Source organism: Aurantivibrio plasticivorans (genome assembly GCF_055392955.1).
The window spans coordinates 2,223,238-2,246,924 of sequence record NZ_AP036020.1 but is presented as its reverse complement, the minus strand read 5'-3'; the positions used below and the strand labels follow the sequence as shown (position 1 = coordinate 2,246,924).

20 protein-coding genes are annotated in these 23,687 nt (G+C 46.2%); 17 read left to right on the top strand and 3 right to left on the bottom strand.

The window, feature by feature from the left end; all coding sequences use genetic code 11:
• Nucleotides 1-298 precede the first annotated feature (298 nt).
• Nucleotides 299-2,035, top strand: coding sequence for a long-chain fatty acid--CoA ligase (locus ACZ5NB_RS10125; RefSeq protein ID WP_460234740.1), 1,737 nt, complete (start codon nt 299-301; stop codon nt 2,033-2,035).
• Nucleotides 2,036-2,141: 106 nt separating this feature from the next.
• Here the strand turns inward: ACZ5NB_RS10125 and gltA are convergent, their stop codons facing one another.
• Nucleotides 2,142-3,431, bottom strand: a complete 1,290-nt coding sequence (gene gltA, locus ACZ5NB_RS10120; RefSeq protein WP_460237037.1) for a citrate synthase — start codon at nt 3,429-3,431, stop codon at nt 2,142-2,144.
• Nucleotides 3,432-3,969: 538 nt separating this feature from the next.
• Here gltA and sdhC point away from each other — a divergent pair.
• The 9 genes from sdhC (at nt 3,970) to sucD (ending at nt 15,370) form a co-directional block, all read left to right on the top strand.
• Nucleotides 3,970-4,344, top strand: coding sequence for a succinate dehydrogenase, cytochrome b556 subunit (sdhC, locus tag ACZ5NB_RS10115; RefSeq protein WP_460234742.1), 375 nt, complete (start codon nt 3,970-3,972; stop codon nt 4,342-4,344).
• A complete protein-coding gene (gene sdhD, locus ACZ5NB_RS10110) occupies nt 4,338-4,706 on the top strand; it encodes a succinate dehydrogenase, hydrophobic membrane anchor protein (RefSeq protein WP_460234743.1) in 369 nt (122 codons plus the stop codon). The genes sdhC and sdhD overlap by 7 nt, the downstream gene beginning before the upstream one ends.
• A 4-nt stretch (nt 4,707-4,710) precedes the next feature.
• Entirely contained in the window at nt 4,711-6,483 is a 1,773-nt protein-coding gene (gene sdhA, locus ACZ5NB_RS10105) for a succinate dehydrogenase flavoprotein subunit (RefSeq protein WP_460234744.1), read from the top strand.
• A gap of 12 nt (nt 6,484-6,495) precedes the next feature.
• On the top strand, nt 6,496-7,200 hold the full coding sequence (locus ACZ5NB_RS10100) for a succinate dehydrogenase iron-sulfur subunit (RefSeq protein WP_460234745.1): 705 nt from the start codon (nt 6,496-6,498) through the stop codon (nt 7,198-7,200).
• A gap of 273 nt (nt 7,201-7,473) precedes the next feature.
• Nucleotides 7,474-10,323 (top strand): 2-oxoglutarate dehydrogenase E1 component, encoded by a 2,850-nt coding sequence (locus ACZ5NB_RS10095; RefSeq protein ID WP_460234746.1) that lies wholly within the window; start codon nt 7,474-7,476, stop codon nt 10,321-10,323.
• Between the two features lie 76 nt (nt 10,324-10,399).
• Nucleotides 10,400-11,623 carry a 2-oxoglutarate dehydrogenase complex dihydrolipoyllysine-residue succinyltransferase gene (gene odhB, locus ACZ5NB_RS10090; RefSeq protein WP_460234747.1) on the top strand — a complete coding sequence of 408 codons (1,224 nt, stop codon included), beginning with the start codon at nt 10,400-10,402 and terminating at the stop codon, nt 11,621-11,623.
• 89 nt (nt 11,624-11,712) lie between these two features.
• On the top strand, nt 11,713-13,158 hold the full coding sequence (gene lpdA, locus ACZ5NB_RS10085) for a dihydrolipoyl dehydrogenase (RefSeq protein WP_460234748.1): 1,446 nt from the start codon (nt 11,713-11,715) through the stop codon (nt 13,156-13,158).
• A 149-nt stretch (nt 13,159-13,307) separates the two neighbouring features.
• Nucleotides 13,308-14,468 (top strand): ADP-forming succinate--CoA ligase subunit beta, encoded by a 1,161-nt coding sequence (gene sucC / locus ACZ5NB_RS10080; protein WP_460234749.1) that lies wholly within the window; start codon nt 13,308-13,310, stop codon nt 14,466-14,468.
• 29 nt (nt 14,469-14,497) lie between these two features.
• A complete protein-coding gene (sucD, locus tag ACZ5NB_RS10075; protein ID WP_460234750.1) occupies nt 14,498-15,370 on the top strand; it encodes a succinate--CoA ligase subunit alpha in 873 nt (290 codons plus the stop codon).
• A 116-nt stretch (nt 15,371-15,486) separates the two neighbouring features.
• On the opposite strand, the gene ACZ5NB_RS10070 is transcribed toward sucD, so the two are convergent.
• Nucleotides 15,487-16,422: a Ppx/GppA phosphatase family protein gene (locus ACZ5NB_RS10070; RefSeq protein WP_460234751.1), complete on the bottom strand. Its 936-nt coding sequence runs from the start codon at nt 16,420-16,422 to the stop codon at nt 15,487-15,489.
• Between the two features lie 114 nt (nt 16,423-16,536).
• On the opposite strand from ACZ5NB_RS10070, the gene ACZ5NB_RS10065 reads away from it, so the two are divergent.
• From ACZ5NB_RS10065 to ACZ5NB_RS10055, 3 genes are all read left to right on the top strand, one after another.
• On the top strand, nt 16,537-17,394 hold the full coding sequence (locus tag ACZ5NB_RS10065; RefSeq protein WP_460234752.1) for a metallophosphoesterase family protein: 858 nt from the start codon (nt 16,537-16,539) through the stop codon (nt 17,392-17,394).
• Nucleotides 17,395-17,496: 102 nt separating this feature from the next.
• Nucleotides 17,497-17,973, top strand: coding sequence for a peroxiredoxin (locus ACZ5NB_RS10060; RefSeq protein WP_460234753.1), 477 nt, complete (start codon nt 17,497-17,499; stop codon nt 17,971-17,973).
• 42 nt (nt 17,974-18,015) lie between these two features.
• Complete coding sequence (locus ACZ5NB_RS10055; protein ID WP_460234754.1) at nt 18,016-19,200, top strand: hypothetical protein; 1,185 nt, start codon at nt 18,016-18,018, stop codon at nt 19,198-19,200.
• Here ACZ5NB_RS10055 and ACZ5NB_RS10050 read toward each other — a convergent pair.
• Entirely contained in the window at nt 19,179-21,023 is a 1,845-nt protein-coding gene (locus ACZ5NB_RS10050) for an ABC transporter transmembrane domain-containing protein (RefSeq protein ID WP_460234755.1), read from the bottom strand. The genes ACZ5NB_RS10055 and ACZ5NB_RS10050 overlap by 22 nt on opposite strands.
• A 115-nt stretch (nt 21,024-21,138) precedes the next feature.
• Here ACZ5NB_RS10050 and ACZ5NB_RS10045 point away from each other — a divergent pair, with 115 nt between their 5' ends.
• The 4 genes from ACZ5NB_RS10045 (at nt 21,139) to pdxH (ending at nt 23,667) form a co-directional block, all read left to right on the top strand.
• On the top strand, nt 21,139-21,699 hold the full coding sequence (locus ACZ5NB_RS10045; protein ID WP_464107515.1) for a cytochrome b: 561 nt from the start codon (nt 21,139-21,141) through the stop codon (nt 21,697-21,699).
• A gap of 98 nt (nt 21,700-21,797) precedes the next feature.
• Nucleotides 21,798-22,367: a YceI family protein gene (locus tag ACZ5NB_RS10040; protein WP_460234757.1), complete on the top strand. Its 570-nt coding sequence runs from the start codon at nt 21,798-21,800 to the stop codon at nt 22,365-22,367.
• Between the two features lie 203 nt (nt 22,368-22,570).
• Nucleotides 22,571-22,915 carry a lipocalin/fatty acid-binding family protein gene (locus ACZ5NB_RS10035; RefSeq protein WP_460234758.1) on the top strand — a complete coding sequence of 115 codons (345 nt, stop codon included), beginning with the start codon at nt 22,571-22,573 and terminating at the stop codon, nt 22,913-22,915.
• Nucleotides 22,916-23,028: 113 nt separating this feature from the next.
• A complete protein-coding gene (gene pdxH, locus ACZ5NB_RS10030) occupies nt 23,029-23,667 on the top strand; it encodes a pyridoxamine 5'-phosphate oxidase (protein WP_460234759.1) in 639 nt (212 codons plus the stop codon).
• Nucleotides 23,668-23,687 lie beyond the last annotated feature (20 nt).

The window sequence follows — 23,687 nt, the reverse complement described above, 5'->3', positions numbered from 1 at the left end:
TTTTCTTGATTCTCCTTTACCCTGCAGTTGCCGCTTCTGGCTTTGGATATGAGTCTGATTTAGGGTAAAATGCGCGCCCCCGCGGCCTGTGGCGGCAAGTATCCCAAGGTGCACTCCGCCAAGGGCGTCAGCTGCATGCGTGTCTGAACTTAGTTCAACCTATGCGTGCGTGAATAATTAGAGAGAGTGGTCGCGGAATAAAGCCCGTCAGCGAAACGGGCTAACAAAATGACTGAATTCAACCTATGAACGAGCGTTTAATGCTCGCGCTACCTGATACCTGACGGAGAATTACACGGTGGATAAACGCTATCTAGATTTTTGGCCAAAGCACCTTGCTCGCAATATTGAATTACCGAAAGTAACTATTTGGGAGAACTTGGACATTACTACTCGCCGTTACCCCGATCGTACGGCGATAAAATTTTTTGGTAACGACATTTCTTATACTCAGCTTCACCAAGAAGTTGATGCATTAGCTGGCTGGTTACAGCAGGCAGCTGGTGTTGCGAAGGGGGATCGTGTACTGCTCTATATGCAAAATAGCCCGCAGTTCATTATCACCTATTATGCAATTTTACGTGCAGACGCTGTGGTCATTCCCGTTAACCCAATGAACCGGGAAGAAGAGTTCGAGCACTACATTTCAGATACCGATGCCAAGGTTGCTATTGCCGCATCTGAATTGGTGGAATATGCGCAAGCGGCTAGTGCGAAGTTGCCAGCCGAGCAGCAACTGACTCATATCCTAGCGGCGAATTACGCAGATTATTTACCCGCTGAATATCCTCACCCTGAAGACGCGCCTCCTGCTGTTATGCAGCCGCTGATGCTGGCTGACTATCAAGCGCCTGAAGGCGTAGCGAGCTGGAAAGACGCGCTAGGCGCTGCCCATCAGCCTGGGCCTCACACTGCACAGGTGACTGATTTGGCGGTTATGCCTTACACATCGGGTACAACAGGTTTCCCCAAAGGGTGCATGCATACTCATGAAACGATCATGCATACCGTCCTGGTTGGTGTTAATGCAAACAGCTTGACTGCTGAAGCAGTGTCACTGTCTGTGTTGCCGTTATTCCACGTTACGGGTATGCAGTACGGCATGAATGCGACGATTTATTGCGGTGCTACCGTGGTGATGTTACCGCGCTGGGATCGCGAAGTAGCGGGTAGCTACGTATCACGCTATAAGGTGTCGCACTGGACAGCTATTCCGACGATGATCATCGATTTGTTTGGTAGTCCTAATATTGAAAAGTTTGATCTCACCTCCCTGAGATACATCGGTGGCGGCGGGGCAGCGATGCCTGAAGCTGTCGCGAAGAAGGTTAAAGATACCTTTGGTTTAAATTTCCTTGAGGGCTACGGTTTATCCGAAACCATCGCGCCTACTCACACCAACCCTGCCTATCGTCCTAAGCGCCAGTGTCTCGGCATTCCAACCTTTGGTACCGATGCGGCTATTGTCGATCCTAATACGCTGGAAGAAGTTGCACAGGGTGAAACCGGTGAGATCATTGTTTGTGGTCCGCAAGTGATGAAGGGCTACTGGAGAAATGAAGAAGCAACAAAAGAGGTCATGATTGAGTTTGATGGCCGAACATTCTTCCGTACCGGAGATCTTGGGCGCATCGATGAAGAGGGATACTTTTTCATAACTGACCGCTTAAAGCGCATGATTAATGCGTCTGGTTTTAAAGTGTGGCCTGCGGAAGTTGAGGCGCTGTTGTATCACCATCCAGATGTGCAGGAAGCCTGTATTATTGGCAGTAAAGACCCATACCGAGGTGAAACGGTGAAAGCTGTCGTGGTTCTTATGGGGGCCTCAAAAGGTAAAGTGACCGAACAAGATATTATCAACTGGTCCAAGGAGCATATGGCTGCCTACAAGACGCCTAAAATGGTTGAGTTTGTCGATGCGCTTCCAAAGTCCGGTAGTGGGAAGGTGATGTGGCGAATCCTCCAAGAGGAAGAATATGCTCGCACATCAGATGTGAAGCACGGAGAGTCGGTAGACCAAAGCGAAACAGCTTAATCTCTTAAAAAGGGCCCTGGGCCCTTTTTTTGTGTTGTCTATTGCGACCCGTTAAAGAGAAAGCATAAAAAAAGCCACCTTACGGTGGCTTTTTTGTGGGCTTATGTTAGCGCTGGGCTTCTGGGGTGTAGTCGCGCTTATCGTACCCTGTGTACAGCTGGCGTGGACGACCAATTTTCAGCGGCTGGTTGCTGATCATTTCATGCCAATGGGCAATCCAGCCAACTGTTCGACCGGTCGCAAAGATAACGGTAAACATATCGACAGGAATACCGATGGCTTTCATGATGATGCCGGAGTAGAAGTCTACATTTGGATAGAGTTTCTTCTCGATAAAGTATTCATCAGACAGTGCAATTTCTTCTAGACGTTTTGCGATCGCTAGCAGTGGGTCGTTTTCCAGGCCTAGTTCTTTTAGAACTTCATCGCAGGTTTGTTTCATGACTTTGGCGCGTGGGTCGAAGTTCTTGTAAACCCGGTGACCGAAACCCATCAAACGGAAAGGATCGTTCTTATCTTTCGCTTTTGCTACGTATTGATCGATGTTGGCAACATCACCAATTTCGTTAAGCATATCAAGCACTGCCTCATTGGCACCACCGTGCGCTGGGCCCCATAACGCCGCGATACCAGAAGCGATACATGCAAATGGATTGGCGCCCGATGAACCGGCAAGTCGTACGGTTGACGTTGAAGCGTTTTGCTCGTGGTCTGCGTGCAACAAGAAAATTTTATCCATTGCTTTAGCAATAACAGGGCTAACGTTTGGCGGATCACAGGGGGTGCCAAACATCATGTGTAGAAAGTTTTCGCTGTAGCTTAATGAATTAATGGGGTAGAGGAACGGTTGACCGATGTGGTGTTTGTAGCACATTGCCGCCAGGGTGGGCATTTTTGCAATAAGTCTATGTGCTGAAATTAGGCGGTGTTGCTCATCATTGATATCAAGTGAGTCGTGGTAGAACGCCGATAAAGCACCTACAACGCCGCACATAATGGCCATTGGGTGAGCGCTGCGTTTGAAGCCTTTAAAGAAATTAGCGATACCTTCGTGAACCATTGTGTGGTGTGTGATGATGTCTACAAACTCTTCTTTCTGCGCCTTTGTAGGAAGCTCTCCATGAAGAAGTAGGTAGCAAGTTTCTAGGTAATCAGACTGTTCGGCTAGCTGCTCAATTGGGTATCCGCGGTGAAGCAAAACACCATTGTCGCCGTCGATATACGTAATTTTGGATTCACAGGCAGCTGTTGATACAAAGCCAGGGTCGTAAGTGAAATAGCCTTCGCCTGTCAGGGCTCTAACATCGATAACATCGGGCCCAGTAGAACCAGAATGAACGGGTAACTCTATCGGCGCTGAGCCGTCAATTGTTAGTTGGGCCTTCTTATCAGTCATTAATAGACTCCTGTAACTATATGCGGAAAGGAAGGAAATTCGGGTAGCGCTGATCAATCTGTCGCTACAGCGGTGGATTTTGCGGACGACAACTATAAGCGTACGAGCTAGATTGTCAATTCAATTAGAGGGAGTATAGCTAAGATTTTTGTGTTTATTGATTTCGTGCACTACTCTTGAACATTAATAGGGTACTTTTTCATCAGGTGCATTAATCTGGGTCGGTACTTACTGGTCAATTCAGAAAAGTGCTTATGTGATAGTAAGATACGTGCAAATTGGCGCGCACTTCGTTAGTTGTTTCATTTGTATTTTAGCCTTGCTCTCTCTATAATCTCGCGCGTTCTTCATGAGGGCCAAAGCACCAAAATGGCGAAAAGGGGATCTCCCGCTGCTCATTGAAGATACATTTTCCTGCTCTACTGCATCTGGATTGCTCACGACGCATTACAGGTTCCGATTGCAACTCGCATCGCTGCTTTAGGGCTGTTTGGTACCCTGGTATTACCAATTCTGTCAACAAAGGTATCCTATAATCGTGAATGATAAACGACCGGTTAACTTAGACCTCACCACTATTAAATTTCCTATCACCGCACTTGTGTCGATTACTCACCGTGTAACCGGTGTTGCGCTATTCGCTGGAATTGCTGTAATGCTTTGGACGCTGCAGGGTAGTCTCGAGTCAGAAGAAGGCTTTATTGCCGTCAAAGAAGCGCTTACCTCGCCTTTATGTAAATTTATTGGCTGGGCAGTGTTGGCTGCATTGGCATACCACCTTGTGATGGGTGTGCGGCACTTAATTATGGACTTCGGTTATGGCGAAACGTTAGAAAGTGGCCGCTTAGGCGCGCAAATCGCTGTCGTAATAGCCGTTGTATTAATCGTATTAGCGGGGGTTTGGGTATGGTAACTTCAGTTACGAATTTTGGTCGAAGTGGCCTCTATGATTGGCTATTTCAACGTGTCAGTGCAGCTATATTAACTGCCTACACCATCTTCATCGTTGCGTATATATACACTCACCCAGGTTTGACCTATGACGAGTGGTCTGAACTCTTCAGCCACTTTTGGATGCGCTTTTTCAGCTTGCTCACGCTGCTATCTTTGGCAGGGCATTCATGGATTGGTTTATGGGGCGTTTTAACTGACTACGTTACACCGCTGCAAATGGGTAGCAAGGCGACATTTGTTCGCATCAGCTTACAACTCATTCTTTTTACCGTAACTGTGGCTTACACAGTTTGGGGTATCGAAATACTGTGGGGAATTTAGACTAATGTCGAATATGCGAACTATCTCTTTTGACGGTATCGTCGTCGGTGGCGGCGGTGCTGGCATGCGTGCTGCGTTACAAATGGCGCAGTCAGGCTTTAAAACTGCTGTTGTAACCAAAGTTTTCCCAACGCGATCACACACCGTCTCAGCTCAAGGCGGTATTACGTGTGCTATTGCCAGTTCGGATCCTAATGACGATTGGCGCTGGCATATGTATGACACCGTCAAAGGATCGGATTACATCGGCGACCAAGACGCTATCGAATATATGTGCTCTGTAGGCCCTGAAGCGGTTTTCGAACTTGAGCACATGGGTTTGCCTTTTTCCCGAACTGAAAATGGTCGTATTTATCAGCGTCCGTTCGGTGGACAATCGAAAGATTACGGCAAAGGCGGGCAGGCTGCTCGTACTTGCGCGGCAGCTGACCGAACTGGCCACGCGTTACTTCATACGCTATATCAACAAAACGTTCGTGCAAATACCGTTTTCTTGAATGAATGGTTCGCTGTTGATTTGGTTAAAAACCAAGACGGCGCCGTTGTTGGCATTATCGCTATCAACATGGAAGACGGTGAGACTGTTTTCATTAAATCTAAAGCAACAGTGTTTGCTACTGGTGGTGCTGGTCGAATTTATGCTTCGACTACAAACGCTCACATCAACACTGGTGACGGTGTTGGTATGGCTTTGCGCGCAGGTGTACCGGTTCAAGATATCGAAATGTGGCAGTTCCACCCAACCGGTATTCACGGTGCGGGTACGCTAGTGACAGAAGGCTGTCGTGGTGAAGGTGGATACCTCATCAATAAAGATGGTGAGCGTTTTATGGAACGCTATGCGCCAAACGCAAAAGATCTGGCAGGCCGTGATGTTGTTGCTCGATCGATGGTTTTAGAAATTTTAGAAGGCCGCGGTTGTGGGCCGGACGGTGATCACGTTTACCTAAAACTTGATCATCTTGGTGCAGACACATTGAATTCTAAGCTGCCAGGTATTCTTGAGCTTAGCCGTACTTTTGCTCACGCAGATCCAATCAAAGAGCCCATTCCAGTTGTGCCTACTTGTCATTACATGATGGGCGGTATTGCGACTAACATCCACGGACAAGCGTTGACTGTGGATGAAAACGGTAACGATAAAGTTATCGAGGGTCTTTACGCGTGTGGCGAGGTTGCGTGTGTCTCGGTGCACGGCGCTAACCGCCTTGGCGGTAACTCATTGTTGGATTTGGTCGTATTTGGACGTGCTTCAGGCTTGTTCTTGGAGAAAGCTTTACGAGAAGGTATCGAAATGCGTGAAGCGTCTGATACGGACGTTGATGCTGCGATGTCTCGTTTGAACAAGCTCAACACTTCAACCTCCGGTGAAGCAGCGGCTACTTTGCGTAAAGAGCTTCAAACCACCATGCAAAACCACTTCGGGGTATTCCGCAAAGGTGAGTTTATGCAGGAAGGTATTGAGAAGTTGGCTGTTTTACGTGAGCGTATCGCCAACTTACACTTGTCCGATAAATCAAACGCATTCAACACTGCACGTATCGAGGCGCTTGAACTTCAAAACTTGCTTGAAGTAGCTGAAGCGACAGCGATTGCTGCAGAGGAGCGTAAGGAGTCTCGTGGTGCTCATGCTCGCGATGACTTCCAAGATCGTGATGATGAAAACTGGTTGTGCCATTCCATGTATTTCCCAACCGACAAACGCGTTGGGAAGCGCGCTGTAAACTTCGCGCCAAAAACCATGGAAGCATTTGAACCAAAAGTCCGCACCTATTAATAGGGTTTTCTCATGTTGAAAGTAGAAATTTATCGCTATAACCCAGAGCAAGACAAAAAGCCCAGCATGAAGACGTATGAGGTCGAGACTGGTGGCAAGGACCTCATGGTGTTGGATGTCTTGGAGCTGATAAAAGAACAAGATCCTTCAGTCACTTATCGCCGCTCCTGTCGTGAAGGCGTGTGTGGGTCTGATGGAATGAATATCAATGGTAAAAATGGGCTCGCTTGTATTACGGCGTTGTCGGAATGCGTGAAGGGCAACAAGCTTGTACTTCGTCCGTTGCCCGGTTTACCAGTCATTCGTGATTTGATCGTCGATATGAGCCAATTTTATACTCAGTATGAAAAGGTACAGCCATATCTTCAGAACAATACTCCAGCTCCTGCGATCGAACGCCTACAAAGCCCAGAAGACCGTGAAAAGCTGGATGGACTATACGAATGTATTTTGTGTGCCTGTTGTTCAACCAGTTGTCCGTCATTCTGGTGGAACCCTGACAAGTTCATCGGTCCGGCAGGACTTTTGCAGGCATATCGTTTCCTTGCGGATAGTCGAGACAACGCAACCGATAAGCGTCTATCGACTTTAGATGACCCGTTCAGTGTATTCCGCTGTCACGGCATCCAAAATTGTGTGGCTGTGTGCCCTAAAGGCCTCAATCCAACACGAGCAATTGGTCATATTCGCAACATGTTGTTACAGAGCGCTACCTAACCGTTAGCGTTGTCAGCAACAATACTATAAGCGCTCAAAAGGCGCAGTTTTAGAGAGCAACCGGTGGTCGAGAAGGGCCCTGTTACTCGTAGCAGGCCCTAAACAGTAACTTACGTACAGTTGTACTAGACTGTAGTGAGTTAAACGACTGTACAAATCATGTGCATTATCGGGGACAGGGGCTCCTATCCGGAGTCTGAATCAACCAACCTAGTGGTTTCTAACTATCGTGTGGTTTGATTTATGCCCCTGAGCAAGGTGGGCAAGTAAACAATGCAAGGTGACGCTAAAGAAAGCATCATGGAACTGCTGTGGAGTACTTCGCAGCTTTCCGGCGGTAACGCAGCTTATGTCGAAGAGCTCTACGATGAGTATCTTCACAATCCCAATTCCGTGCCAGAAGAGTGGCGTGGCTATTTCGAAAAGCTACCCAGAGTTCCCGGGGTAGTCACACAAGACACTTCTCATTCTGTTATCAGAGAACATTTTGAATTGCTGGGCAAGCGTAGAGCGCGCCCAATTGCCGCGCCAGGCTCAGGCGGTGTTAACGTCGAGCATGAACGCAAGCAAATCAAAGTAGTTCAAATAATCAGCTCGTATCGTTTCCGAGGGCATCAAAAAGCCAAACTTGATCCATTAGGCCTAATGGAGCGAGAAGCTGTTCCTGATTTAGATTTAAGCTTTCATGGTTTAACGTCTGCTGATCTCGATACCGTTTTCCAGACAGGTAATTTATTCATTGGTAAAGACGAAGCGACCTTGAACGAAATCATAGGCTCGCTGGAAGAAACGTATTGTGGCTCCGTTGGCCCTGAGATCATGCACATTACTAACTTTGCTGAAAAACAGTGGCTTCAGCAGCGGTTAGAGTCTGTCCGATCTCATCCAAATTTCAGTAATGATGTTAAGAAAAACCTTCTCGATCGCTTAACCGCAGCTGAAGGTCTTGAACGTCATCTAGACAGTAAATATCCCGGTACGAAGCGATTTGGGTTAGAGGGAGGAGAAAGCCTTATCCCCTTGCTTGATGCGTTAGTGAATCGTGCGGGCTACTACGGCGCAAAAGAAATAGTCCTAGGAATGGCGCATCGTGGTCGTCTCAACACGTTGGTCAATATTTTAGGTAAAAACCCTGCGGATTTATTCGATGAATTCGAGGGTAAAAAATTGATTGGTACATCCGGTGATGTGAAGTACCACCAAGGTTTCTCGTCAAATGTCATGACTCCAGGTGGTGAAGTCCACTTGGCGATGGCTTTTAATCCGAGTCACCTCGAGATCGTTTCTCCAGTCGTCGAAGGTTCAGTACGTGCCCGTCAAGATCGTCGCGAAGATCCTCTGGGTAATCGTGTTGTCCCAATCGTTGTGCATGGTGATGCCGCATTTGCCGGTCAGGGCGTTGTGCTTGAAACATTTCAAATGTCGCAAACTCGCGCTTACTATACCGGCGGAACTATTCACGTCGTCATCAATAACCAAGTTGGTTTTACGACGTCACGCCGTGATGATTCCCGCTCAACAGAGTACTGTACAGACGTCAGTAAAATGGTGGGTGCTCCAGTTTTCCATGTGAATGGTGATGATCCCGAAGCGGTATTGTTTGTTACGCAGCTAGCGATGGATTACCGCAACGAGTTTAAAAAAGATGTAGTGATCGATTTGGTATGTTATCGCCGTCGAGGTCACAATGAAACAGATGAGCCTTCATCAACACAGCCGTTAATGTACAAGGCAATCCGTAAGCAAAAAACTACACGAACTTTGTACGCGGAGAAATTAGTTTCTGAAGCTATTCTGACCCAGGCTGAAGCTGATTTGATGAGCGATAACTATCGCGCTGCTTTGGATCGCGGAGAGCATGTTGCTAATGGCTTGGTAAGTGAGCCAGATAGTAGCTTGTTCGTTGATTGGACGCCGTACATCGGTCACGATTGGGAGACCGACCACGATACTTCATACCCGCTAAAAGAGCTCCAAGATTTAGGTCATCAGATAAGCGATGTCCCCGATGGCGTTCAAGTTCAAAAGCAAGTATCTAAGATTTACGATGATCGCCGTAAAATGGCTGGTGGTGCTTTGCCTATTAACTGGGGGATGGCAGAGATGTTGGCTTATGCCACTCTACTGAAGCAAGAGTTTAGCGTTCGTATTACCGGTCAAGATGTTCGTCGCGGAACCTTCTCGCATCGACATGCTGTGATCAATAGTCAGAAAGATGGCTCGACTTATTATCCGCTTTCTGAGCTGTATGAAGATCAGCCCGACTTTGATATTTACGATTCTTTATTATCAGAGGAGGCCGTGCTGGCGTTCGAGTACGGTTACTCAACAACTATGCCTAACAAGCTGGTTGTATGGGAAGCGCAATTCGGTGATTTCGCGAATGGCGCGCAAGTTGTAATCGACCAGTTTATTACTAGCGGAGAACACAAGTGGGGCCGTTTATGTGGCTTAACCATGCTGTTGCCGCACGGCTATGAAGGTCAAGGGCCAGAGCATTCTTCTGCTCGATTAGAACGTTATTTACAGCTTTGTGCCGAACACAATATTCAAGTTTGTATTCCTACGACGCCTGCGCAAATTTTCCATTTGTTGCGTCGGCAAATGATACGCCCGATGCGTCGCCCGTTGGTTATCATGTCGCCTAAGTGGATCTTACGTCACAAGTTAGCGGTTTCTTCATTAGAAGAATTATCGGCGGGTAAATTTCATAACGTACTTGATGATGACGGTGTTGATCCTAAAGACGTTGATCGTGTTGTGCTATGTAGCGGTAAGGTGTTTTACCACCTTATTGAAGCGCGTGGGGAAAGCGAACAGAAAAACGTAGCAGTTATTCGTCTTGAGCAACTTTATCCTTTCCCTGAAGTTGAATTGCTGAATATTCTTAAGCAATACAAAAAAGTGAAAGAAATGGTTTGGTGTCAAGAAGAGCCAATGAATCAAGGTGCATGGTATAGCAGTCAGCATCATATGCGACGTGTTATTCATGAATTTAAACCTAACTTGTATCTACATTACGCGGGTCGTGATGCTGCAGCTGCACCTGCGGCAGGGTATATGTCGACGCATTTAGAGCAGCAAGAGAAATTTGTTCGAGAAGCGCTTGGTCAAAACGATTAATTTGAGCTTTTAAAGGAAAGCTTTCAACCATTTTAATGAATGCAAGATTAGCATCGAGTAATAGGATAATCCGAGGATGAGTATAGAAATCAAAGCACCAACTTTCCCAGAATCTGTACAAGATGGCACCATCGCTACTTGGTACAAGCAACCGGGCGAAGCAGTATCTCGAGATGAACTCATTGTTGATATAGAGACTGATAAGGTCGTTTTAGAAGTTGTCGCACCAGCGAATGGTTCCTTAGCCGAAGTGAAAAAGGGTGAGGGAGAAACCGTATTAAGTAACGAAGTGATTGCGATCTTTGCTGAGGGTGATGCTCCCGCGGCAGCTTCCGACGCTCCTACTGAAACTGCTTCACCTTCGGAGAGTGCTGGTGAGGTTATCGCTAGCCCTTCTGCACGTAAGTTAGCGGAAGAAAGCAACATTGACCTCAGTACCGTTAAGGGTACGGGAAAAGATGGTCGAATTAATAAAGAGGACGTTGTAGCGGCTAAAGAAGCCGGTGGTTCCGCGCCATCTAAACCTTCAACGCCACCGGCCTCGACTAAGAGCTCTACCGTTTCGGCGCCGGCGAGTATTGACTTGGGTGCTGGCGAGCGAATTGAAAAACGAGTACCGATGACTCGCTTGCGTAGTCGTATCGCTGAGCGTCTATTGGACGCTAGCCAAAGTACTGCCATGCTTACTACCTTCAATGAAGTGAATATGGCGCCCGTAATGGCTCTACGTAGCCGGTACAAAGATCAATTCGAAAAAGCACACAATGGTACACGTCTTGGTTTTATGGGCTTTTTCGTGAAAGCGGCTGTTGAAGCATTGAAACGTTACCCTGTGGTTAATGCGTCGATCGACGGCAGTGATACGGTGTATCACGGTTACCAAGATATTGGTGTAGCCGTATCGACAGAGAAAGGTTTGGTTGTCCCCGTTCTTCGAAATGCTGAAAACATGGGCCTTGCTGATATAGAGGCGAACATTCGTGACTTTGGTTTGCGCGCACGTGATGGCAAATTGGGTATTGAGGAGATCACTGGTGGTACTTTTACCATCACTAATGGCGGGGTGTTTGGCTCATTAATGTCTACTCCGATTCTTAATCCACCACAAACTGCAATCTTAGGTATGCATAAGATTCAGGACCGCCCAATGGCCGTCAATGGTGAGGTTAAGATTCTTCCGATGATGTACTTAGCGTTGTCATATGATCACCGCTTGATTGATGGAAAAGAGGCGGTGCAGTTCTTGGTTGCTATCAAGGATTTACTGGAAGACCCAGCACGAATCTTGCTTGAGATCTAATTGGATCTTTTCGTTTGGTTTAAATTTGCTCTATTACGGAAATAATTAGTGTTATTTGCGTAATTACTACAAAAAATTGGGAAGACAAAATGTCGAACAAATATGATGTCATTGTTATTGGTTCAGGACCAGCGGGGTATGTGGCAGCGATTCGCGCAGCACAATTAGGTTTAAAAACCGCTTGCATTGAACGTATGCAAAACGATGAGGGGAAAGGCGTCAACGGTGGTACCTGCCTTAACGTTGGTTGTATTCCTTCTAAAGCCCTTCTTGACAGTTCGCACAAGTACCATGAAGCTAAACATGGTTTCGATGTCCACGGTATTTCAGCATCTGGTGTTAAGGTCGATGTGCCATCGATGATCGCGCGCAAAGACTCCATCGTGAAGCAGCTAACAGGTGGTGTTGCTCAGTTGCTAAAAGCAAACGGAGCAACGAGTCTTTACGGACACGGTAAATTACTCGCCGGTCGTAAAGTTGAATACACATCAAACGACGGCAAGGTAGAAGTTCTCGAAGCTGACAATGTAATTTTAGCGTCTGGTTCGGTACCTGTGTCTATTCCTGTTGCGAAGACAGACGGTGAAGTGGTTGTCGATTCAACGGGCGCGTTAAATTTTGATAAAGTTCCAAAGCGCCTTGGCATCATCGGTGCCGGTGTTATCGGCCTAGAGCTCGGCAGTGTTTGGGGGCGATTAGGCTCAGAAGTCGTTCTACTTGAAGCGCTTGATTCATTTCTCGCTATGATGGACCAACAAATAGCCAAAGAAGCGAAAAAAATTCTATCTAAGCAGGGCTTAGATATTCGTATGAGTTGTCGCGTGACAGGTACAGAAGTTAAGGGTAAAAAAGCGATCGTTACCTTTACCGACGCAGACGGTAACGAGCAACAAGAAACCTTCGATAAACTCATTGTCTGTGTTGGACGCAGACCTTATACAGAAGAGCTATTATCGGCTGATAGCGGTGTGAATATCGATGAGCGTGGCTCAATTTACGTTAACGATCTGTGCTCCACTGATGCTCCAGGCGTATGGGCAATTGGTGATGTCGTTCGTGGGCCAATGCTGGCGCACAAAGGTTCTGAGGAAGGTGTAATGGTTGCGGAGCGTATTGCTGGCCAAAAGACCGTGATGAATTACGATATCATTCCAAACGTCATATACACTCACCCAGAGGTTGCTGCAGTCGGACGTACTGAAGAACAAGTCAAAGCCGACGGCGAACCCTATAAAGTGGGTGTGTTCCCATTTGTTGCTAGCGGTCGCGCGCTAGCCTCGAATGAAACCGCCGGTATGGTGAAAATGATTGCTCATGAAGAAACAGATCGTGTACTGGGTTGCCACATTGTTGGTCCAAGTGCGGCAGACCTGGTTCAGCAAGTCGCAATTGCTATGGAATTTGGCTCAACGGCTGAAGATATTGGCATGACAGTATTTGGTCATCCGACTCTATCTGAGTGTGTTCGGGAAGCAGCGCTAGCTGTCAACGGCCATGCTATACACATTGGTAACCGGCGACCGAAAAAAAAATAAACGCCGTGTAAAAAATAAAGTGTTGGCGTAAAAGTCAGTACTTTAGAGAGTAGTAACGGGGCAAGCAGTGTTATTTATTGAACGTGTTGTTTGCATAAACGTAACGGCTGCATTGCAGCAAAGTTATCAAAATATATTGGAAGGTAGTCATGAATCTACACGAGTATCAGGCAAAACAACTGTTTGCCGAGTACGATTTGCCGGTTTCCAAAGGCATAGCTGCTAAAACAGCAGAAGAAGCTGCTGCCGCAGCGGATACCATTGGTGGCGAAAAATGGGTTGTTAAAGCGCAAGTGCACGCTGGCGGACGTGGTAAAGCTGGTGGTGTTAAATTGGTTAGCTCTAAGCAAGAAATTTCTGATTTCGCAAACCAATGGCTTGGAAAAAACTTGGTGACCTACCAAACAGATGAGAAAGGTCAGCCTGTAAGCCGAATTCTCGTAGAATCATGCACCGATATTGCTCAAGAGCTATACCTGGGTGCTGTTGTTGACCGCTCAACACGTCGCATCGTTTTTATGGCGTCTACTGAAGGCGGTGTTGAAATTGAAAAAGTTGCAGAAGAAACACCCGAAAAAATTCTAAAAGCAACGATCGATCCATTAGTTGGCGCTCAGCCCTATCAAGGTCGAGAGCTTGCTTTTAAATTGGGTTTGAATCCTGCTCAAGTGAAACAATTTACTAAAATCTTTATCGGTTTGGCGCAGTTGTTCCAGGATTACGATCTAGCACTTTTAGAGATTAATCCGTTGGTGATAACAGAAGAAGGTAATCTTCACTGCTTGGACGGAAAAATTAATATCGACAGTAATGCGATGTATCGTCAGCCGAAGTTGCAAGAAATGCATGATCCTAGCCAAGAAGATGAACGTGAAGCTCATGCTGCAAAATGGGAGTTGAACTACGTCGCTCTCGACGGCAATATTGGTTGCATGGTTAATGGTGCAGGTTTGGCCATGGGTACTATGGATATTGTTAAATTGCATGGCGGTCAACCTGCAAACTTCCTCGACGTAGGCGGTGGTGCGACTAAAGAGCGCGTTGTTGAAGCTTTCAAAATTATTCTTTCTGACAAAAACGTTAAAGCCGTTTTGATTAATATTTTCGGTGGTATCGTTCGTTGCGATCTCATCGCAGAAGGTGTTATCGGTGCCGTTGAAGAGGTTGGCGTTAAAATACCGGTAGTTGTTCGATTGGAAGGAAATAACGCGGAATTAGGCGCGAAAACGTTGGCAGATAGTGGTTTGAATATCACTCCAGCCGAAAGTCTTACTGACGCAGCTGAAAAAGTTGTTGCCGCAGCCAAGTAAACGCACCGTAAAGAATTAGAGGACAAGCAATGAGTATTTTGATTGATAAAAACACTAAGGTGCTTTGCCAAGGCTTTACGGGCTCGCAAGGTACTTCTCACTCGGAGCAAGCAATTGCTTACGGTACAAAAATGGTCGGTGGTGTAACACCTGGAAAAGGCGGTCAAACGCATTTAGGGCTTCCAGTATTTGATACCATGGCCGAGGCAGTTGAACAAACCGGTGCAGACGCATCCGTTATTTATGTTCCAGCGCCTTTCTGTAAAGATTCTATTTTAGAAGCGGCAAACAGCGGCGTTAAATTGGTTGTTTGTATTACTGAAGGTATTCCAACTCTGGATATGCTCGACTGTAAAGTGAAGTGCGATGAGTTAGGTGTGCGTTTGATCGGTCCAAACTGCCCAGGAGTCATCACTCCCGGAGAATGTAAAATTGGCATCATGCCTGGTCATATTCATTTGCCTGGTAAAGTAGGGATCGTTTCTCGCTCAGGTACATTGACTTATGAAGCGGTGAAGCAAACTACGGATTATGGTTTCGGCCAATCTACATGTGTTGGTATTGGTGGAGACCCAATTCCTGGTTCAAACTTCATTGATATTCTCGGCATGTTCCAAGAAGACCCAGCGACAGAAGCGATTGTCATGATCGGCGAAATCGGTGGTACTGCTGAAGAGGAAGCCGCTGCATTCATCAAAGAAAATGTCACCAAGCCCGTTGTTTCATATATCGCTGGTGTAACAGCACCTCCAGGCAAACGTATGGGTCATGCTGGCGCAATCATCTCTGGTGGTAAAGGCACTGCGGACGAAAAATTTGCAGCTCTAGGCGATGCGGGTGTTAAAACCGTTCGTAGCCTTGCGCAAATTGGCGAAGCATTGAAAGAAGTTACCGGCTGGTAGTGTGGTAAGTATTTAACGATTTAAAAGCAGCTTCGGCTGCTTTTTTTATGCGTGTTGTTTGCGGGAAAAGCGGATCAAAGATCGAATTGAAAGCGAACAATATCTGTGGCTGAAGGTTAGGCTGTAAAGGCGGCTTCGTTAAGTAATCGGTAGTCGACGCGACATTGTGTCAGTTCGCTTAGTACACCTTCGCGGAGCGCAGTACGGCTATGCTGAATAGTTTGAATATTCAATGCGCGCATAATGCTACCGAGAATTGCTACCCCAGGGGCTAACAGGTCTAGACGAGTAGGGTTAAGACCCGGTAAGTACAGCTCCTGTATGCTGTTTATGTGAGACAATTGTTCTTCAACTTGCTCAATGCAATGTAGAGTAATTTCACCGTCACTCCAGCCATTGGCTTCTGCAATGCTGGCCAGCATCTTTGAAGAGCCCGAAGACGAATACGTTTCTTGCCAGTTTAATTTCGATAGCTGGGTTTGTATGGGCGCTAATACTTTCCGGGCAGCGTCCTGGGCTTTAACGCCATTTGTTTGATACTGAATCGATTTTGAAAAAAATTGGTCTCGCCATTTTACGCAGCCCATCGGGAGGCTTTGAGCAAAGCTCGCATGGCTATTGGCACCTAGCGAAATTTCGGTGCTCGCTCCACCGATATCAATCACAAGGCGTTGTTTGCTGGATTCTGGGAGTGGATCGTTGACGCCGGTAAAAATCAGTTTTGCTTCTTGTTCGCCGCTAATAATGTCGATCTCAAAGCCTAACTCGTTAGCAATGGATACGAAATCACTTGCGTTTTCTGCTTCGCGCAACGCTTGAGTAGCAACAACACGCTGACGCTCAATGGGGTATTGTAATAGAATGGATTTAAACTCTTTGAGACACTCTATCCCTCTTGAAATTGCAGGGGCTGACAAGTAAGGCGATGAGTTTAGCCCTTCAGCCAGTTGGATTTTACGGCTTACTCTAGCGACAGCTTGGAAGTGGTCATTGCAGTATTCTGCAATAAGTAGGTGAAAGCTATTCGAGCCAAGGTCGATGACGGCGTACATAGAAGCCTGCGTGTTATTTTAGTAGGGCTTAAAGAATTCTAAACGATGCAATTGATGAGTCAACCATGAGGCATACAGCCTACGTTAGCAATCGACCGACGGGGCAGAACGGTTATGAAGCTGCTGGCAATTAGTGATTTACATCTCGATAACAAGAAAAATCGTGTTGCGTTGTTGGAATTACAGTCTCAGGGCGATTCCTGGCTCATATTAGCGGGCGATATCTGCACCCGCGCTGACATCCTGGCAGAGTCCTTGAAGGTACTGAAGTCCCGTTTTTCTGAAATCATCTGGGTGCCAGGTAATCACGAACTATGGCTTGATCAGCCTGATATCTACACATCGTCAGTGGAAAAGTACTTCGCGTTAGTGGAGATTTGCCGTGAGCTGGGGGTTCACACCCCAGAGGATGAGTATCCCGTCTTTCCAGGGCAGTCGCCGTTTCGCGTCGCTCCGCTCTGTCTCTTGTATGACTACAGCTTCCGACCTGCTCATGTGCAACACGAACATGCTGTAGCCTGGGCCGTCGAGTCTGGCGTGCTATGTCGCGACGAGTCAATGATTGCGACCGAGCCATTTAGTTCTATCGTCGAATGGTGCCAGGCACGTGTAGACTACACCCGTACTCGGCTTGAGCGGCTAGAAGATGATGTGCCTTTGATATTGGTGAATCATTTTCCATTACGCTATGATCTCTCGCGCACAATGCGTATCCCTCGATTCTCGATATGGTGCGGTACAAGACATACCGAAGATTGGCACAAACGGTATAATGTTCACGCTGTAGTTTCTGGGCATTTACATATGCGTTCAACAGATTATCGTGATGGCGTCCGTTACGAAGAAGTTTCTCTAGGTTACCCTCGGGATTGGCGAGCGGAGAAGGGCATAGGACATTATTTGCGTGAAATTCTACCCGGCCCATCATTGCATTATCATCATGCAGGTCCATTCTGGAAGATGCGCCTGTAACCGAATAGATAAAGGCAAGTGATAATAAATCTAGCCGTAGAAACAATATCTCTGCACAGTTTAAGCGCGTTTAACAATATTTTAATACCTTAAGGATTTTATATGACGATTCAAGTGGGTGATTCACTACCGCAAGTGACTTTAAAAATAATGGGCGAGAAAGGCCCTGAGAATATCAACCTTAGTGAGCTTGTAGCGGGTAAGAAAGTTGTTTTATTTGCTGTGCCAGGGGCGTTTACACCAGGTTGCTCATTGGCGCACTTGCCTGGGTTTGTAGTCAACGCAGACAAAATAAAAGAAAAGGGAGTCGACGTGATCGCTTGCGTATCCGTTAATGATGCGTTTGTCATGGATGCTTGGGGAAAAAGCCAAAATGCCGAAGAGATTATTATGCTGGCAGATGGCAATGCAGAACTGGCGAAAGCATTGGGGCTTGAATTAGATGGCACGGGTTTTGGCATGGGTGTTCGCAGTCAACGGTACGCCATGATTCTTGATGATGGCAAAGTCAGCTATCTTGGTGTGGATAGTAAAGCTATTGAAAAAAGTGCAGCCGAAGCAATATTAGCTGAACTGTAAAGCGAGCCTTATGTATAAGGATGTTGTGAAAAGGGTATTCCATTGATTGATTTGCATACGGTTATTGAGCAAATACAAACCCCAGTGTTTGGACATGTTGCGGCTTTCGTTGTCAATTTGTTGGTTCTTTTTTTTGCCAATGGGCTGCTGCGTCCTTTTAATCATGGGAAAGATGTTACATTACAGGCTCGAGCATTACGTTTCGGTGCTTTTCTGTTTCTGCTTTCTCATGTCTTCGATTTGGTCTTGGTGTCTGCATTTCCCGCATACGAGAATGTATTCATACGATTTGGGCTAACCATTGCAACTTTTTTCGGTTGTTTATTACTTTTTAACATCACGTCTTTTTTTAGCAGACAAAAATTCGGAACGCAGCGGGAGGTGGATGGCAAGCCCATCTACCTAGATAACTACAATTCCCGGCTGATGGATCTAGTCGCAGCGATCGTCATTATTCTGATCGCGTTGTATTGCCTCATTGTTATTTGGGAGCTGGAAGGGCTGTTACAAACTACTGGTTTCCTGGGCATATTCTTCGCGTTTCTAGCGTTAACTAATTCTATCTGGGCCCCCGATATTTATTTTGGGTTGGTGATTTTGAATTCCAACATGCTAGAAGATGGCGATGTTATTAAGATTGGCGGGCTGTCTGATGAGCTTATTATTAGTCGTGTCTCATTCATTTACACCATTCTACTCGATGTACGTAATAATCATCGCATCATTGTGCGAAATAGCCAGCTAATTAATAGTCGAGTCGACAATCTAAGTAAGCGAGCTTCAACAGATGGTTTGCGCCATTCTTTGGTATTTAATATTTCCTATCCCAGTGATTTTTCTACTGATTCTGAAAAGCGAGAGGCTAATCCTTTTTCCGAGTTAAATCATCGTGTGCTACAAATGGCAGCCACCATGCATGAGAGGTTAGTAGAAGAGGGGGACGCTAAAATAAATAAAAACATCCCGTTCGAAGTAGTATTAACAAACTCCGGCGACTATGCATTAGAGTACACGCTGTTTTACTACGTTGAGGCGTTACCTAATACCAAAGTGACTAAAACGGTGCGGCAATACCTCTTGCAAACACCTTCATTAATTCAGCAAGCTGCCAACCGCGCGGCTTCGGAATATAATATTCAGTTTGCGACACCTTTGTTAATTTCGAATGTTGACGAAAACGTTGGTGAATCGATACATGGCCACGCTCAATCGGGTAGCTCCGTCTGAAACTGCATAGCATATTGCTTCTGATAAATCGCTGATGTTTCAATTAGCGCTTCGTGGGTACCCATGTCGACGAGCCTCCCTCGATCAACAACGCCTATAAGGTCAACGTGTTTAACCGTCGAAAGCCTATGAGCAATGACGATGGTCGTTCTATTTTTCATGAGCCGATTTAATGCGGTCTGCACTTGTCGTTCACTATCAGAGTCTAATGCGCTGGTAGCTTCATCAAGTAGCATGATTCTTGAATTATTGATAATCGCACGCGCAATCGCAATTCTTTGTTTTTGACCGCCAGACAATCTCACCCCTTGCTCGCCTAAATCTGTAGCGAACCCATTGGGTAATTCTTCTATAAATTCTAATGCGTTAGCAGCCTCGGCCGCCTTTCGTATTTCAAGCTCGGTTGCTTCAGTGTTACCGTAGCGGATGTTGTATGCAACGTCGGCGCTAAATAATACAGGTTGCTGAGGAACTATCCCGACCCAGGAACGTAGCAATTGGGGAGATATGTTTTTGATGTTGTGTCCACCAATGTAAATCTCACCCGATTGCGGGTCGTAAAATCTCTGCATAAGTTCAAAAACGGTAGACTTTCCTGCGCCTGAAGACCCTACAAGGGCAAGACTGACGCCGTCATCAAGGGTGAAACAAAAATTATCGAGAGCCAAGTTGTCTGGTCGCGATGGGTAGGAAAAATATACGGATTTAAATGCGACTGTTGCCTTTCCGAGTTGCGTTGGTCGGTTGCCTATTGGCGTTTGCTCATAAACCTCTTGATTCACTGGAGCTTGCTGTATATCTCGGGTTACTTTTTCTCCGGCTGGTGGACTAGTGATAGGGGATTTTATCGTTGCTCGCTCTTCCAGTAGTTCCACTAATCGTTCTGTGGCACCCGCCGCTCGTTGTAGTTCTCCCATGACCTCTGAGATAGTGCCAACACCCATCGCGACCATAACGGCGTATATGATAAAGGCACTTAATTCACCTCCGGTCATATCGCCATTTAATACGTCGTGACCACCAACCCATAACATGCCCGCAATCGCACAAAATACTAAAATCATGACCACAGCGATCAATAATGCTCTTTGGAGAATGCGCCGTAGAGCGATTGTGAATGCGGTCTCGACTTGGCGTTTAAAGTTATTAGATTCAAATGTCTCTCGGACATAGCTTTGAACGGTCTTTATTTGACGAATGATTTCGCCCGCATGGCTACCCAAGTCTGCAATAGAATCTTGGCTTCTACGTGAAAGCCCTCGAACCCGGCGACCAAAAAGCATAATAGGTGTTAATACTAAGGGCACACTGATTAGTACAATAAGGCTAAGTTTCATATTGGTGGCAAACATCATGACGATGCCGCCGGCAACAATGAGTAAACTCCGAAGAGCCATTGAGGCAGAAGAGCCAATTATGTTTTGTAGCAAGGTTGTGTCAGTGGTTAATCGGCTCATGATCTCGCCGCTTTTATTGGTTTCGAAGTAGTGTGTATCTAATGTCAATAAATGATTAAAAACCTTTTCTCGTATGTCCGCTGTGACGCGTTCACCGAGCCAGGAGACTAGGTAGAATCGGCAGAATGTGCCTACCGCACTAGCTATGATAAGCACCATGATAATGGCTATTCCCTGGTTGAGTGCGGTACTAGATTGTTGAATGAAACCTTGGTCCACTAGGTACTTAGCCCCTTGAACTAATAAAAGGTTAACTGCTGCGGTAAACACAAGCGCGATACTCGCAACCAATACTTGTAGTGGGTAGGGCTTAATAAAGACTATGAGTTTGGATAAAACTGATAGTCTTTTAGGTTTCGTCTTCAACGGTTACTCCTCTTTCTTTAACTAGACGGCCCGTGTAAGCTTCTTGCCGATGGTGCTGAGTGGTGATGTCTATAAATTGTAAGTCACTTTGGATCAACCTAACCGGGGTACGCAGATGGCTATGAGAATAAAAAATACCGCGTCTGGCTTTGGGCTTGTGACAATCCTTTTGCATTGGCTAACCGCGATAATCGCTGTTTTTCTTTTTAGTCTAGGGTTGTATATGACTGGCCTCGATTATTATGATCCTTTATATCACAAGGCACCCTGGGTGCATAAAAGCATCGGTTTGATAGGCTTAGGAATAGTTCTATTTAGGCTCGTTTGGCGCACTGTTAACCCTTTACCTCAGTCGCTTTCTAAGTCTGATGCGGAGCGAATTCTGGCAAGTGTCGCACATTTTTTACTCTATGCAGTCTTGTTGCTGATATTTGTATCAGGCTACTTAATCTCTTCTGCTGATGGTTCTGCGGTGTCGTTGTTTGACTGGGTTGATTTCCCTGCGGTTCGGCTTGGAATCGATAATCAGGAAGATAAAGCCGGCGTGGCTCATTTTTATTTGGCATGGGGGTTAATTGCTATAGCTGCGCTCCATATGTTGGCTGCGTTAAAGCATCATTTCATTGATAAAGATAGAACGTTAGTACGGATGCTTTCACCAAAAAAACACGACTAATGTGGGCATAAATAGAAATAGTGGGGAACTTTATCTCAAGGCAACATTCCCATATCGTTTAGGTCTATGTTTCGTTTCTATCTATCAAGGAGTGTCTTATGAAGTCGTTTTTTGCAGTAATAATCGCCAGTTTTTTATCCGTTTCCCAAGTAATCGCCGCGGATTATGCCATTGATACGAAAGGTGCTCACGCGTCCATCAATTTTGAGATTCCTCACCTAGGCTACAGTATTCTCGTTGGCCGGTTCGATAAGTTTGACGGCAGTTTTAGCTATGATGCGGCATCCCCTGAGAATGCTTCAATATCTGTAACTATTGATACAACGAGCCTCAACAGTAACCACGCAGAGCGCGATAAGCACCTTAAAGGAAAAGATTTTCTCTATGTTACAGAGTATCCAGAAGCGACGTTTAAGAGTACTCGCTACACTGCGACCAGTGATACGGAAGGGGAGCTTGCTGGCACATTGACCCTGCGGGGCGTAACCAAAGATATCGTGATTGATGTGGTTAAGGTGGGTGAAGGAAAGGACCCCTGGGGTGGCTATAGAGCTGGATTCTCGGGTTCAACGTCACTCAAACTGACGGATTTTGGCATTCCGACCAATTTAGGCCCGGCGTCTCAAGAAGTGAGTTTATCTCTACACATAGAAGGTATTCGCCAGTAACCTCCTGCAAACCGATAAATAGCGTAAATGAACTTGCATAGAGCCTCGATAGGGTTTACTAATAAGCTCCGAGGCTTTTCCTGGGTGTACCTTACAATTTTAGGTAGACGGAGATTGCCCAAGCACGCAAACCGCTATTATAAAGCGGTAACATAATTAAATATTCGGGCAATCGGCCCAGACCACTTACACGGAGATCTGTCATGAGAATTTTGACTCAAAAGTTCATCAAACTAGCATTCGCTAGTGTTATCGCGCTATCGTTCACCGCTTGTTCACTCATGGAACCAAGCTTACAAGAAAATATGATGACAGGTGAGTGGGAAGGCGAAGTGAGCGGGTTCCCCGTCACACTGAAGTTCTCTGAGACCGAGTTTGAAGTTGTGGGTATGGGAATGACCATGCCATACACGCTAGAGGGTAATGAGATTAGTTTTGATGTACCAGGCCAAGGCCCGATGGAGTTCACCGTTGAAATTGAGGGTGATGAACTGATTCAGACTGAGAAGAACACTGGGCAAAGAAACGTCCTTGTCCGCCGGTTGTAGCCGAAACCGCAAGTACCTTAAAAAAGCGACAGCATTGACTGTCGCTTTTTTGTTTCTACGGTGCTATTTTTTGTCGCCTTTTCACTCAATCACTTTCTTCAGCAAGGTACAAAATGCCAACAATTGATCAAATTCGCCGCGATTATCAAAGCGCGGGGCTTAACCGTGAAGACTTACCTAATGACCCACTCGAGTTGTTTGGTCTCTGGATGGAGCAGGCCATTGCGGCAGGGCTTAGTGATCCAACTGCAATGACTGTTGCAACAGTAGATGACCTCGGGCAGCCTTCTCAGCGTATGGTGTTACTCAAACAGTTCGACAGCGAGGGCTTCGTTTTCTATACAAACTATGAAAGCCGAAAATCAAAAGAGCTGGCTAACAACCCAAAAGTTAGTTTGCACTTTCCTTGGCATAGCGTAGACCGCCAAGTAACTATTCGCGGCACAGCGACCAAAGTGAGTACAGCTCAAAGTCTTAAGTACTTTTTATCGAGGCCTAGAGATAGTCAAATTGCAGCCAGTGTGTCGGCACAAAGTAGCCGTATAAACTCGCGTCAATTTTTGATGAAGCAGTTTGATAGCATGAAACATAAACTCGAGAACAAAGAAATACCATTACCGGATTTTTGGGGCGGATTTCGTGTGGTACCAAAAGAAATTGAATTTTGGCAAGGCAGAGTCAATCGCTTGCATGATCGTTTTCAGTTTGTCAGGGGTATTGATCAGTGGGATATCTCTCGCTTGTCTCCGTAATAACTAATATAAGAGTGAAT